This window comes from Pseudomonas sp. P1.8 (assembly GCF_001269805.1).
Classification (GTDB): domain Bacteria; phylum Pseudomonadota; class Gammaproteobacteria; order Pseudomonadales; family Pseudomonadaceae; genus Aquipseudomonas.
The window spans coordinates 18,116-31,570 of record NZ_LHVM01000008.1 but is presented as its reverse complement, the minus strand read 5'-3'; the positions used below and the strand labels follow the sequence as shown (position 1 = coordinate 31,570).

The following is a 13,455-nucleotide window of genomic DNA, read 5'->3' as shown; positions in this document are numbered from 1 at the left end:
CATGCGAGCTGCTTTAGCTGTTCTCACAGAACAAATGAGGCCAGCGTCATGAACCGTGTCCTTTTAATATCGAATGCGATCACGCTGACAATACTGCTGGGTGGTCATTTTTTTGCCGATCACATTGATACGCAGGTGGCCCAACGCATGCCGCACTACCTTCAACTGCAGGAATCTCCACAACTGGCAGTGATGAGCGATCAGCGTGGGTTTGTCGGTCAGGACGTAAGCCAGGAAAACGTCGTGTTGCCAGCACCTTCTGCCGAACGTCTGGTTTTTTAATCTACCCTCGAGGAGCACAGCATGTCCAAATCAGCCGCAGGATTTTTTATCCTCGCCTTACTGAGCGGCCTTTTCCATTTGATGATGGCCCAGGACATGTCCTTCACCCTGCCGCTGCTGGCCTGCGGGATTTTCACCACGCTGTTCGTGCTGGCATTGATAGTCGGGCGCAAGATCAAATTTGACCCGGTCTTGCGTTAATCCCCCCGCTATCGGATGGCTGAACCGACTGCCATCCATCCCGAATTTCCTCGCTCACTGCATGCCACCTAGTAAATCGGCCATTTGCCACTACTCTGTATAATTAAGAAACAGTGATCGCATTTGCCTGTTCACGCCTTCAAACGCCGTTTGTCGGTCAAAAAGTACGGTCGGCTATAGGCGCTTGTCCAAGTTTTCAAACCAGTCCGCATTTTTGACAAATGGTGCTGGCAGAACGCCTTTATCCAGTTCAATATTTGTCACAGAATTGACGCCAAGGATCCGGCTTGCTTGAGGCATGATGCACGCCTCCATCAATTCAGGTTGAACATTTGGCCAGAGCGCTTGTCTTATCAGACATCCTGCGGCCAATCCCGAAAACCGCTCCCCTGAACTAACCGGTTAAATATATGCGCCCATTGAAACAGGCAATTTATTCCAGCCGTACGGCTGACAAGTTCGTCGTACGTCTGCCAGACGGAATGCGTGAACGCATTGCCGAGGTGGCTCGCAATCATCATCGCAGCATGAACTCCGAAATCATCGCACGCCTTGAGCAGAGTCTTATTCAGGAAGGCGCCTTGGGAGAAGAGCTGAGCATGCGCCTGGACAGCCCAGAGCTCTCGCTGCACGAGCGCGAGTTGCTGCAACGCTTTCGCCAACTCTCACACCGTCAGCAGAACGCCCTTGTTTCGCTGATCGCGCATGATGCCGAAATGGCCGCCGACGCGTCCTGATTCAACCCGAAAGCCCAAGCCAGCCTGATCGCTGGCTTTTTTTTGCCTGAAATTCGCACACAAAAAACCCGCCGAGCGGCGGGTTTTGGTGAGCGGTAACTCAGAGCAGGAAGATCGTTGCCAACCCCAAAAAGATGAAAAAACCACCGCTGTCGGTCATCGCGGTAATCATCACACTGGCGCCCATCGCAGGATCTCGCCCAAGCCGCGCCAGCGTCATCGGGATCAAGACCCCCATCAAAGCCGCCAGCAACAGGTTGAGGATCATCGCCGCGGTCATCACCACACCCAGCGACCAACTGCCGTACAACAGGTAGGCGACGACCCCGATCACCCCACCCCAGATCACGCCGTTGATCAAGGCAACCGCCAACTCTTTGCGCATCAGCCGTGTCGTATTGCCAGTGCTGACCTGATCCAGCGCCATGGCCCGAACAATCATGGTGATGGTCTGGTTGCCCGAGTTGCCACCAATGCCCGCCACGATAGGCATCAATGCCGCGAGCGCCACGAGTTTTTCGATCGAGCCCTCGAACAACCCAATCACTCGGGACGCCACAAACGCGGTAATCAGGTTGATCGCCAGCCAGGCCCAGCGGTTACGCAAAGACTTCCAGACCGATGCGAAGATATCTTCCTCTTCGCGCAGACCCGCCATGTTGAGGACTTCGTTTTCACTCTCTTCACGGATAAGGTCGACCATTTCGTCAATGGTCAGACGGCCGATCAGCTTGCCGTTCTTGTCGACCACGGGAGCGGAAATCAAGTCATAACGCTCGAACGCCTGCGCAGCATCGTAAGCGTCTTCGTCCGGGTGGAAACTCACCGGATCGCTCGCCATCACTTCGGAAACCTGTTTGTCCGGGTCGTTGACCAGCAAACGCTTGATCGGCAACACACCCTTGAGGACGCCGTCGTAATCGACCACAAACAGCTTGTCGGTATGCCCCGGAAGCTCCTTGAGACGGCGAAGGTAACGCAGGACCACTTCAAGGCTGACATCCTCGCGAATCGTCACCATCTCGAAGTCCATCAGTGCGCCGACTTGCTCCTCGTCATAGGACAGCGCTGAGCGCACCCGCTCGCGTTGCTGCAGGTCCAGAGTCTCCATCAGTTCATGGACGACGTCTCGCGGCAGCTCGGAGGCCAGGTCAGCGAGTTCGTCGGCATCCATGTCCTTGGCTGCAGCCAGGAGCTCGTGATCGTCCATGTCGGCGATCAGGGTTTCACGAACCGAATCTGATACTTCAAGAAGGATGTCGCCGTCGCGATCAGCCTTGACCAGTTGCCAAAGCGTCAGACGGTCGTCCAGAGGCAAGGCTTCAAGGATGTAAGCGACGTCGGCGGAGTGCAAATCATCGAGCTTGCGTTGTAACTCGACGAGGTTTTGCCGATGAACCAGGTTCTCGATCCGATCGTGATGCGGACCTTCCTGGCGATGAGTCAGGTCTTCGACAACTCGCTGGCGCTGCAGCAATTCAACCACCTGAGCCAGGCGGTCCTGCAAGCTTTCCTGCGTTTTCTTTACTTCAACTTCAGACATAGGCGAACTCCACTCCCAGCAGCGGGGCGCGCCGGAAGGATCAATCAGTCAATTCATGATTGGAAAAACGGGGTGCTGAGTAACTACTGGGTAAGTCCATGGAAAAAATCCAAAAGCCCCGGCGGGGCTGACGGGCGCAATGATACACCGCCTGACGGTTTAAAACGTTAAAAAATCGCGGCTGAAACAAGCGCTTGCGAAACAAACTTGAGCACTGTCCTGACCCATGAAAGTGCGACGACTCATTCTGAAAAGAAAACACACCGCCCTCGAAATTTGTTCCGGCTACCCTTCTGACAGCACGTCCAGGAGGACGATCAATGCAATCGAATGCGCCGTACTTTTTACTGCTCGCCCTGCTCAACCTGCCGCCCCCGGTGCTCGCTGCCACCGTTAACCGCTGCGAGGCAGGCGATGGCCGGATCACCTTCACGACATTGAGTTGCGAGGCGGGAGAACGCGTTTCGATACACCACATTCGTACCTTTCAACCTGGAAGCATCATGACTCTCATGCCGGAATCCGAAATGCGCGACACACCAGGTATGAAATCCACGAGGAGAGAACCGGTCGTGGTCGGCCAGCAGGAGGACAAATGTGGAAACTTGCTCAATGCCAGGCAGCGCCGCGAGGCAATCATCAATCAGCGCGTGGTCGCCGGCATGAGCCGCCAGGATGTCGAAAGCGCACTCGGCAAGCCGGATAGGATCAGTATTCGAAATTCGGCCACGAGTTACCGCTACGACACACAGCGAGGCCGCAGCGCACACATTGAGTTTGACGAGAGGGGATGCACAAAGGGAAAAGCCAAATCCCAGACGGCAAAAAGCCCGCTTTAAAAGCGGGCTTTCTGTTGTATGGTGCACTCGACAGGATTCGAACCTGTGACCGCTCGGTTCGTAGCCGAGTACTCTATCCAGCTGAGCTACGAGTGCAGTTTGTGTTTTTAGACCAGATCACAACTGGTTGAAGCCAAGTTACTTACATTACTATAAATAACTCTTAAATGGTGCACTCGACAGGATTCGAACCTGTGACCGCTCGGTTCGTAGCCGAGTACTCTATCCAGCTGAGCTACGAGTGCATTTGTTGCCGCGCATTATAGGCCGTCTAATCTCTATGTCAAACACTTTTTCTAGTAATTTCAACAACTTACCGAAAAAGCCAGATTACAACGTACTACGCAAATAATGGCGGAGAACGGGGGATTCGAACCCCCGACACCCTTTTGAGGTGTACTCCCTTAGCAGGGGAGCGCCTTCGGCCACTCGGCCAGCTCTCCGCAACACGGGGCGTATATTAACCAGCTTCTTCCCCGTTTGCAAACATAAAAAACGATAAAAATTAATGGCTTGGTTCTTCGTCCTTCTCTTTCTTGATACGCAGGTAAATTTCTTCCCGGTGAACCGCCACCTCTTTAGGGGCGTTGACGCCGATGCGCACTTGATTTCCTTTGACGCCGAGCACGGTCACGGTGATTTCGCCATCACCGATAATCAGGCTTTCTGCGCACCGACGAGTCAGAATCAGCATACCTTTCTCCTCACGCAATTCATTTCAGGGACAACAGTCTGCAAAAAAAAGGCACTCGACCCACAACCGGAGCGGTCGCAGCCCTACATGCCTGAGTATTGACCAGCGCGAGCAAAAGAACAGGCTCGGGGTCACGCCATTCAAAAAACAAAGGGCGCGGTCAGACCGCGCCCTCTGGCAAACGCATTACTCGCCCTGTCGGGCCGGTGCGTCCAGTTCGAAAGCCGTGTGCAGAGCGCGCACAGCCAGTTCCAGGTACTTCTCTTCGATCACTACGGAAACCTTGATTTCCGAAGTCGAGATCATCTGGATATTGATGCTTTCCTTGGCCAGGGATTCGAACATGCGGCTGGCCACGCCTGCGTGAGAGCGCATGCCAACGCCGACGATCGACACCTTGGCGATCTTGGTGTCGCCAACCACTTCGCGGGCACCCAGCTCGGCAGCGGTCTTTTCCAGCACCGCTTGCGCGGCCTGGTAGTCGTTGCGGTGCACAGTGAAGGTGAAGTCGGTGGTGTTATCGTGCGCAACGTTCTGCACGATCATGTCGACTTCGATGTTCGCGGCACTGATCGGGCCGAGAATCTTGAAGGCAACGCCCGGGATGTCTGGCACGCCACGGATGGTCAGCTTGGCTTCATCGCGGTTGAAAGCGATACCGGAAATGATCGGCTGTTCCATGGTTTCCTCTTCATCAATAGTAATGAGGGTGCCCGGCCCCTCCTTGAAGCTGTGCAATACGCGCAGCGGAACGTTGTACTTGCCGGCGAACTCGACCGCGCGGATCTGCAACACCTTGGAACCGAGGCTGGCCATTTCCAGCATCTCTTCGAAGGTGATCTTGTCCAGACGCTGCGCCACGGAGACCACACGCGGGTCAGTGGTGTAGACACCGTCGACGTCGGTGTAGATCTGGCACTCGTCAGCCTTCAGGGCTGCCGCCAGCGCTACGCCGGTGGTGTCGGAACCACCACGACCGAGAGTGGTGATGTTGCCGTGCTCATCGACGCCCTGGAAACCGGCGACAACCACCACGCGACCGGCCTTCAGGTCACCACGAATCTTCTGGTCATCAATCTGCAAGATACGCGCTTTATTGTGCGCGCTGTCCGTCAGGATCCGCACCTGGTTGCCGGTGTAGGAAACCGCCGGCACACCACGCTTGATCAGCGCCATGGCCAACAGGGCAATCGTCACCTGCTCACCGGTGGAAACGATCACGTCCAGTTCACGGGGAACCGGTTGATCTTCGCCACTGATTTGCTTGGCCAGATCGATCAGACGGTTGGTTTCGCCGCTCATTGCAGACAGCACAACCACCAGGTCATCGCCGGCATCGCGGAATTTCTTAACCTTGTCGGCGACCTGCTCGATTCTCTCGACAGTACCGACCGAGGTGCCTCCAAATTTCTGTACGATCAAAGCCATTTCAAAGCCGCCTCTGCCCATGAAGGGCGCCCAAATAATCACTCAAAACAGCGTTCCGGCCCGCCACTAGACTGCAGACCGGAGGCATTGCCTTATAAACCCTGCTCTACAAACGGAACAGTCAGAGCCAGTGCCCCATCCAGTGCGCCAGCGTCGGTACCGCCGCCTTGCGCCATGTCTGGACGACCACCGCCCTTCCCGCCCACTGCCGCAGCGGCTTGCTTCATCAAATCACCGGCTTTGAGTTGGCCAGTCAGGTCTTTGGTTACGCCTGCAACCAGAACGACCTTTTCCTCATGGACACTGCCGAGCAGGATCACTGCGCGACCGAGTTTGTTTTTCAGTTGATCGACCAGCGCCAGCAGCGCCTTGCCATCCTGACCGTCCAGACGCACGGCCAGCACTTTCACGCCTTTGACGTCCTGTGCCTGCGCCGACAGATCGTCGCCCGCCGCGCTGGCTGCCTTGGCTTGCAACTGCTCGAGTTGCTTTTCCAGCAGACGGTTGCGCTCCAGCACAGCCGACAACTTGTCGATCAGGTTGTCGCGGCTGCCCTTGACCAGGCTGGCCGCTTCCTTGAGTTGTTCTTCGGCCGCGTTCAAGTACGCCAGCGCAGCTGCGCCGGTGACCGCTTCGATACGACGCACGCCCGAAGCCACACCACCTTCGCTGATGATTTTCAGCAGGCCGATGTCGCCGGTACGGTTGGCGTGGATGCCGCCACACAGCTCGACGGAGAAATCACCGCCCATGCTCAACACGCGCACGTTGTCGCCGTACTTCTCGCCGAACAGCGCCATGGCGCCTTTTTGCTTGGCGGTTTCGATATCGGTTTCTTCGGTTTCAACGGCGGAGTTCTTGCGAATCTCGGCGTTGACGATGTCTTCCAGCGCTTTGATCTGTTCAGGCTTGATCGCTTCGAAGTGGCTGAAGTCGAAGCGCAGGCGCTGACTGTCGACCAACGAACCTTTCTGCTGCACGTGATCGCCCAGTACTTTGCGCAATGCTGCGTGCAGCAAATGCGTGGCCGAGTGGTTCAGCGAAGTGGCGTGACGCACGTCAGAATCGACGTGGGTTTCCACTGGCGCGCCAACGATCAGGCTGCCCGAAGCCAGCACGCCGTGGTGCAGGAATGCGCCACCGGTCTTGGTGGTGTCGCGCACGTCGAAACGAGCATTGCCGGCCTGCAGGTAACCGCAGTCGCCCACCTGGCCACCGGACTCGGCGTAGAACGGCGTCTTGTTGAGAACGATTACGCCCTCGTCACCTTCACTCAGTACATCGACCGACTGGCCGTTTTTGTACAGGGCGACGATTTTTGCCGAACCACTGGTATCGGTATAGCCAGTGAACTCGGTGGCCACGTCAACCTTGACCAGGGTGTTGTAGTCCAGGCCGAACGAGCTGGCCGAACGCGCTCGCACGCGCTGGGCTTCCATCTCGCGCTCGAAACCGGCTTCGTCGATGGTCAGCTCGCGCTCACGGGCGATGTCGGCGGTCAGGTCCATCGGGAAACCGTAGGTGTCATACAGCTTGAACACCACGTCGCCCGGTACCACGGTGCCTTTGAGCTCCAGCAGATCCTGCTCGAGAATCTTCAGGCCGTGCTCCAGAGTCTTGGAAAACTGCTCTTCTTCAGCCTTGAGGACGCGCTCGATGTTGCTCTGCTGCGCTTTCAGTTCCGGGAAGGCTTCGCCCATCTCGGCGACCAGCGCCGCGACGATCTTGTAGAAGAAGCTGCCGGTGGCACCCAGCTTGTTACCGTGACGGCAAGCGCGACGGATGATCCGGCGCAGCACGTAACCACGACCTTCGTTGGACGGCAGCACGCCGTCGGCGATCAGGAAGCCGCACGAACGGATGTGGTCGGAAACCACTTTCAGCGAAGACTGATCGCCATTTTCACAGCCGATCGCTTCGGCCGACGCGCTCAGCAGGTTCTTGAACAGGTCGATTTCGTAGTTGGAATTGACGTGCTGCATCACCGCGCTGATTCGCTCCAGGCCCATGCCGGTGTCGACCGACGGCGCTGGCAACGGATGCAACACGCCATCGGCGGTGCGATTGAACTGCATGAAAACGTTGTTCCAGATCTCGATATAGCGGTCGCCGTCTTCTTCCGGCGAGCCCGGCGGGCCACCCCAGATGTGGTCGCCGTGATCGTAGAAAATCTCGGTGCATGGGCCGCACGGGCCGGTATCGCCCATGGTCCAGAAGTTGTCGGACGCGTAAGGCGCGCCTTTGTTGTCGCCGATGCGGATCATGCGCTCGACCGGGACGCCGATGTCCTGGGTCCAGATGTCATAGGCTTCGTCGTCGGAGGCGTAGACGGTCACCCAGAGCTTTTCCTTTGGCAGCTCCAGCACGCCGGTCAGGAAGGTCCAGGCGTAGGTGATGGCATCACGCTTGAAGTAATCGCCGAAGCTGAAGTTACCCAGCATCTCGAAAAAGGTGTGGTGACGAGCGGTATAACCGACGTTTTCCAGGTCGCTGTTCTTGCCGCCGGCGCGTACGCACTTCTGGCTGCTGGTGGCGCGGGTGTACGCGCGCTTTTCCTGGCCCAGGAAGCAGTCCTTGAACTGGTTCATCCCCGCGTTAGTGAACAGCAGGGTTGGGTCGTTGCCCGGAATCAAAGAGCTGGAGGCGACACGGGTGTGGCCTTGCTCTTCGAAGAAGCGAAGGAAGGCTTCACGGATTTCTGCGCTTTTCATTAGGTTCTTCCACGGAGGCTGCGGCCAAAGGCCTGTTCGAAACGTCATCAGACGAAACGACGGCAAAGGGCCGCATTATATCGGCCCTGCGCGCGCGGTACAGCGTGTTTATACGATAGAAACGGTCAATTGGACCGCTAACCCTATCACTTGCAGGAAAAGTCGACGAATGTCGCGACGACCTGCTCGATTTGCTCACGGCTGACGTCCATGTGGGTGACCATGCGCAGACGAGCGGCAGCACTGAGCTTGATGCCGCGCTCGCCGGCAAATGCCTTGATCGCCTCGGCCTTGGTGCCCATCGCCACGTAAACCATGTTCGTCTGCACCGGCTCGACCTCGAAACCCCCCGTGCGCAGGCCTTCTGCCAGCAATTGTGCATTGGCATGATCGTCGGCCAGGCGCTGGACGTTATTATCCAGCGCGTACAGGCCGGCTGCCGCCAGAATCCCGGCCTGACGCATGCCACCACCGACCATTTTGCGCAAACGGCGCGCCTTGCCGATCAACGCCTCGGAGCCGCAGAGCACCGAGCCGATCGGCGCGCCCAGGCCTTTGGACAGGCACACCGAGACGGAATCGAAATACCGGGTAATTTCTCGGGCATCGACGCCCAGTCCGACTGCTGCGTTATACAGCCGCGCGCCGTCCAGATGCAGTTGCAGGCCATGTTCGCGGGTAAACCTGCGGGCCTGGGCCAGGTACTCCAGCGGCAGAATCTTGCCCTGCATCGTGTTTTCCAGCGCCAGTAAACGAGTGCGGGCGAAATGGAAGTCATCCGGTTTGATCGCGGCCGCGACTTGCGTCAGGTCCAGCGAACCGTCGGCCTGCACGTCCAGTGGTTGCGGCTGGATCGAACCGAGCACCGCTGCGCCACCACCTTCGTATTTATAGGTGTGAGCCTGCTGACCGACGATGTACTCGTCACCGCGCTCGCAATGAGCCATCAGCCCCAGCAGATTGCTCATGGTGCCGGTCGGCACGAACAACGCGGCGGCAAAGCCCAGGCGCCGGGCCAGTTCGGCCTCCAGATGATTGACCGTCGGATCCTCCCCATACACATCGTCACCTGTGGCGGCTTTGGCCATCGCGTCGAGCATGCCGGCGCAAGGTTGGGTAACGGTGTCGCTGCGAAGATCGATAACGCTCATGAATCTGGCCTCGGTAAGCAGGGGAAATCCCTTTCAGGAGGAATTACTGCGGGCATCCCCATGAATATTCAACCCTTGGATAAGGATAATGCCCGCTAATACATCGCAATACTCGATAACAATCATCCAAAAGCACCGATGCGAATAAAGGAAATATGTGTTAAAAACGCTGCGCCGCCACACTTTTCGGCGGCAAAAACGTTCTCAGGGCGGGGCGCAACTCCCCACCGGCGGTAATTGCGCGCAACGCGCATAGCCCGCGAGCGCTTGGCGGCAGCATGGCTTCGGCGGTGACTGGCGACAAGGTCAGCAGACCCGGTGTGATCCCGGGGCCGACGGTCATAGTCCGGATGAAGAGAGAACGGGATTGGCACCATAGGGCCGTCCGCAGGCATTCATGCATGCGCGTACCCTCAAATCCCCTTCGATTCATAAAGCCCTGTTTTTCACACAAACAGGAGTCAGAACATGCAACCCACCGCAATCGACAGCAAAAGCAAACACCATCAGGGCGAGCGCGTAGCGTTCATCCAGGCCTGCTGGCACAAGGATATTGTTGACCAGAGCCGCAAAGGCTTCGTCGCCGAAATGATTGCCCAGGGTTATCAGGAATCCGACATCGACTTCTTCGAAGTCGGCGGTGCATTTGAAATGCCATTGCACGCCAAGCTACTGGCCAGGACCGGTCGTTATGCCGGCATCGTCGCCGCAGCCCTGGTGGTGGACGGCGGCATCTACCGTCACGAGTTTGTCGCCCAGTCGGTGGTCAGCGGCCTGATGCAAGTGCAACTGGAAACCGAAGTGCCTGTGTTCTCGGTGTCCCTGACCCCGCACCACTTCCATGCAGGCGAAGAACTGCATCACAAGTTCTTCTTCGATCACTTCGTGCACAAAGGCCAGGAAGCGGCGAAGACCTGTGCGGATACGCTGCGCAAGATTCGCAGCCTGCGCCGCATCGAGCCGCGTGCACTAGCGGTCTAAACACAACCCTGTAGGAGCGAGCATGCTCGCGATGGGCCCAAGAGCGCCACGGGGTGTCAGACTCCCAGCGTTATCGTTGACGACCATCGCGAGCATGCTCGCTCCTACAGAGTGAATCGTGTTGTTTCAGGCCAGGTTTTCGTCGGTGGTCGGCACGACCAGGATGCCGGCGCGCAGGCCGTTCTTCACCTTGGGGTTCGGAAAGATGATCCGGGCGCCCTCCTCCTCGATGATCCAGCGGGTATTGGCGATGTCTTCCGCCAACAGATAACCCACTTCCAGCTCCGAAAAATTCTCGATGTCCACTGGCAGGTTCAGGCGGAAGCTGTCGCTGTGCTTGATGATTTCCCGTGCCACGCTGTAGAGCTGCAAACCGTCCAGCGCCGTGTCGGTCAATTCCGGCTCGGTACCTTCAATGATCTGCTTGAGGCGTTTTTCCAGCAGAGACACATTGACCCCGTCGTTCTGCCCGAACGGCCGCGCCTTGCCCAGCTCGAGGGTGAATGCCTCGGCCCCGAGCTTGTCGTAGGTGTAGGAACTGAACACGATGGACGGTTTGTTTTGCAGCAGCACCGCTTCCATGCCGGCAGCACGCAGGCGAGCCAGCTCCTGGCGCGAGTGTTGGCGGTCTTCCTTCCATGGATACAAGGCGAACTGCTCGATTTTTGAGCCACGGATGGCGGTGTGCAGGTCGTAATGCAAGCGCTGGCGATCCGGCAGGCTGAAGAAACTCGCCGCCAACCGCTCCAGCTCACAAGCACGCAGGGCTTCGCAACCGCTGCTTTGTTCGTGACGGCCGTTGAACAGCCGATTGACGTCCTGCTCGACGAAACGCTCGCCCTTGCGAATCGCTTCCGGGTTGCCAAACAGGAACAGAATACGGGCGCGCGGCTTCAGGTCGCCGCGGGCTATGTCATGCAACAGGCGATCAAGCAACTCGATCGGCGCTGTTTCGTTGCCATGGATACCCGCCGACAGCAGCAGGTCCAGGCCATTGTCGCGAGCTTCAGGTGGCCGGACTTCCAGCGCACCTTCGCTCAACCAGCGCATACGCACGCCTTCGACAGTCAGTTGAGTCTTCTCCGCCGGTTCGCGGCCGGCGAGGGTCAGTTCAAGCAGTTTGCCGAGGGCGAGCATAGAGCGGCTTCCTTAGTGGTCGTGATTGCAATCCGGGCCGTGAACGTGATCCTCGTCGTCGCCGAGTTCAGCCGGTTCCATCTCCAGCTGCAGACTTACCAGATTAGTCGCCAATGGGCGCAACAGCAGGTTTGCGTATTCGGCGTCGCCTTCTTCGACGTCCACGCCGATCAACAGTTGGCCGCGGCCGTCCTGCTGGATCCACAGCTCTTTGCCTTGCCACAGGACCGCGACGCGGGTGCAGGAAGTCTCCAGTTGCGTACCGTCGGTGTCTTCAAGGATCAGCTGCAGGGAATTGCTCATGTTTTACGCTCTCGTTTGAGATGAAGCGGTGCGCTGTCGTATCGGACAACGCACCGTCGATCAATTGATCTGGAATGGATAAACCGCGCCCAGTTTAAGGATTTGCGTCAGTTCATCCAGTGCCGTCCGGCACTCAAGCAGCAACTGCGGGTCCGCCAGATCGTTTTCGGTCATGCGGTCGCGGTAGTGCTTGTCGACCCATTCGGTCAGCGAGCCGTACAACGGTGCGGTCATGATAACCCCTTGATTGACCGCCGCCAGTTCGGTTTCGTTGAGTGCGACGCGCAGTCGCAAGCAAGCCGGGCCACCACCGTTCTGCATGCTCTGCTTGAGATCGAAGACTTTCACTTCGCGGATAAGGCCGCCGGAGCTGGTCAAACCCTGCAAGTATTGCCAGACACGCTCGTTGCCACGGCATTCTTCCGGCACGATCAACAGCATGGAGCCGTCAGAACGCGACAGAAGCTGGCTATTGAACAGGTAGGACCGAACCGCGTCTTCTACGGTTACCGCGGAACGCGGTACGCAAACCGACTGAAATTTCCCACCGACCTTGGCAAGTTTACTCTGCAATTCTGCGAGCATCTTCTCGGTCTCGAGAAACGCGTCCTCGTGATAGAACAGCACTTCACCGTTGCCCACGGCGATCACGTCGTTGTGGAACACGCCCTGATCGATCACCGACGGGTTCTGCTGGGCATAGACCACGCCGTCATCGCTCAAACCATGCAGACGGGCAACGGCCTGGGACGCTTCGAGGGTCTGGCGCGCCGGGTACTTCTGCGGTGCCGGGTAGCGGGTGTCGAACGCGCTGCGACCGAACACGAAGAACTCGACGCCGGCTTCGCCGTACTCACGGCAGAAACGCGTGTGGTTGGCCGCGCCTTCATCACCGAACTGCGCCACGGCCGGCAACGCGGCGTGGTGCGCGAAGTGTTGTTGATCAGCGAACATCGCGCCCAGCACACGACTGGTGGTCGGATGCTCGATGCTGCGGTGATATTTGCAGTTGAGGTTGGCGGCGGTGAAATGCACGCGGCCGTCCGCGGTGTCGGCGCTGGGGCTGACAGTGGCGGCGTTGGCCACCCACATGCTCGACGCCGAGCAACTGGCGACCAGTAGCGGCATCGCTTCCTTGGCGGCGCGCTCGATGACTTGAGCGTCGGTGCCGCCAAAGCCCAGGCGACGCAGGGCTGCCACGTCCGGACGTTCTTGCGGTGCCAGCACGCCTTGCTGGAAGCCCATTTCCATCAGCGCTTTCATCTTCGCCAGGCCTTGCAGCGCGGCTTCCTTCGGGTTGGAAGACTGCTGGCTGTTGCTCTGGGAGGCGACGTTGCCGTAGGACAGACCGCCGTAGTTATGGGTCGGCCCCACTAGACCGTCAAAATTGACTTCATAGGATTTCATCAGCGAGGCTCCACGAATCTGTTTTTTATAGGCATCAGTAA

The 13,455-nt window shown here is 57.9% G+C and carries 13 protein-coding genes, 3 tRNA genes and 1 riboswitch; of the genes, 5 read left to right on the top strand and 11 right to left on the bottom strand.

Going from position 1 to position 13,455, the window contains the following annotated elements:
• Positions 1–48: 48 nt before the first annotated feature.
• The 3 genes from AD668_RS06960 (at position 49) to AD668_RS06950 (ending at position 1,220) form a co-directional block, all read left to right on the top strand.
• Positions 49–282 (top strand): hypothetical protein, encoded by a 234-nt coding sequence (locus AD668_RS06960; protein WP_053156140.1) that lies wholly within the window; start codon positions 49–51, stop codon positions 280–282.
• Positions 283–303: 21 nt separating this feature from the next.
• Positions 304–483 carry a PA3371 family protein gene (locus AD668_RS06955; RefSeq protein WP_053156134.1) on the top strand — a complete coding sequence of 60 codons (180 nt, stop codon included), beginning with the start codon at positions 304–306 and terminating at the stop codon, positions 481–483.
• A gap of 410 nt (positions 484–893) precedes the next feature.
• Positions 894–1,220, top strand: coding sequence for an Arc family DNA-binding protein (locus AD668_RS06950; protein ID WP_003178899.1), 327 nt, complete (start codon positions 894–896; stop codon positions 1,218–1,220).
• A gap of 100 nt (positions 1,221–1,320) precedes the next feature.
• On the opposite strand, the gene mgtE is transcribed toward AD668_RS06950, so the two are convergent.
• Positions 1,321–2,763, bottom strand: a complete 1,443-nt coding sequence (mgtE, locus tag AD668_RS06945; protein WP_053156131.1) for a magnesium transporter — start codon at positions 2,761–2,763, stop codon at positions 1,321–1,323.
• A 320-nt stretch (positions 2,764–3,083) separates the two neighbouring features.
• On the opposite strand from mgtE, the gene AD668_RS06940 reads away from it, so the two are divergent.
• On the top strand, positions 3,084–3,602 hold the full coding sequence (locus tag AD668_RS06940; protein WP_053156128.1) for a cell envelope protein SmpA: 519 nt from the start codon (positions 3,084–3,086) through the stop codon (positions 3,600–3,602).
• Positions 3,603–3,621: 19 nt separating this feature from the next.
• Here AD668_RS06940 and AD668_RS06935 read toward each other — a convergent pair.
• The 7 genes from AD668_RS06935 to ltaE form a co-directional block, all read right to left on the bottom strand.
• Positions 3,622–3,698, bottom strand: a tRNA-Arg gene (locus AD668_RS06935).
• Between the two features lie 72 nt (positions 3,699–3,770).
• Positions 3,771–3,847, bottom strand: a tRNA-Arg gene (locus tag AD668_RS06930).
• Between the two features lie 107 nt (positions 3,848–3,954).
• Positions 3,955–4,045 (bottom strand) — tRNA-Ser (locus tag AD668_RS06925).
• Positions 4,046–4,107: 62 nt separating this feature from the next.
• A complete protein-coding gene (gene csrA / locus AD668_RS06920; protein ID WP_002554426.1) occupies positions 4,108–4,296 on the bottom strand; it encodes a carbon storage regulator CsrA in 189 nt (62 codons plus the stop codon).
• Between the two features lie 186 nt (positions 4,297–4,482).
• Entirely contained in the window at positions 4,483–5,724 is a 1,242-nt protein-coding gene (locus tag AD668_RS06915; protein ID WP_053156406.1) for an aspartate kinase, read from the bottom strand.
• 92 nt (positions 5,725–5,816) lie between these two features.
• The gene (gene alaS / locus AD668_RS06910; protein ID WP_053156125.1) at positions 5,817–8,435 is read right to left on the bottom strand and encodes an alanine--tRNA ligase; all 2,619 of its coding nucleotides are present in this window, start codon (positions 8,433–8,435) and stop codon (positions 5,817–5,819) included.
• A 146-nt stretch (positions 8,436–8,581) separates the two neighbouring features.
• A complete protein-coding gene (gene ltaE, locus AD668_RS06905) occupies positions 8,582–9,586 on the bottom strand; it encodes a low-specificity L-threonine aldolase (protein WP_053156122.1) in 1,005 nt (334 codons plus the stop codon).
• Positions 9,587–9,782: 196 nt separating this feature from the next.
• Positions 9,783–9,953, top strand: a riboswitch (FMN riboswitch).
• A gap of 101 nt (positions 9,954–10,054) precedes the next feature.
• Here ltaE and AD668_RS06895 point away from each other — a divergent pair.
• Positions 10,055–10,567, top strand: a complete 513-nt coding sequence (locus AD668_RS06895; RefSeq protein WP_053156117.1) for a 6,7-dimethyl-8-ribityllumazine synthase — start codon at positions 10,055–10,057, stop codon at positions 10,565–10,567.
• Positions 10,568–10,693: 126 nt separating this feature from the next.
• On the opposite strand, the gene astE is transcribed toward AD668_RS06895, so the two are convergent.
• The 3 genes from astE to astB are packed head-to-tail and all read right to left on the bottom strand — an operon-like array spanning position 10,694 to position 13,414.
• Positions 10,694–11,704 carry a succinylglutamate desuccinylase gene (gene astE / locus AD668_RS06890; protein ID WP_053156115.1) on the bottom strand — a complete coding sequence of 337 codons (1,011 nt, stop codon included), beginning with the start codon at positions 11,702–11,704 and terminating at the stop codon, positions 10,694–10,696.
• Positions 11,705–11,716: 12 nt separating this feature from the next.
• Positions 11,717–12,007 (bottom strand): hypothetical protein, encoded by a 291-nt coding sequence (locus AD668_RS06885; protein WP_053156112.1) that lies wholly within the window; start codon positions 12,005–12,007, stop codon positions 11,717–11,719.
• Between the two features lie 60 nt (positions 12,008–12,067).
• Positions 12,068–13,414 (bottom strand): N-succinylarginine dihydrolase, encoded by a 1,347-nt coding sequence (gene astB / locus AD668_RS06880; protein WP_053156109.1) that lies wholly within the window; start codon positions 13,412–13,414, stop codon positions 12,068–12,070.
• Between the last annotated feature and the right edge of the window lie 41 nt (positions 13,415–13,455).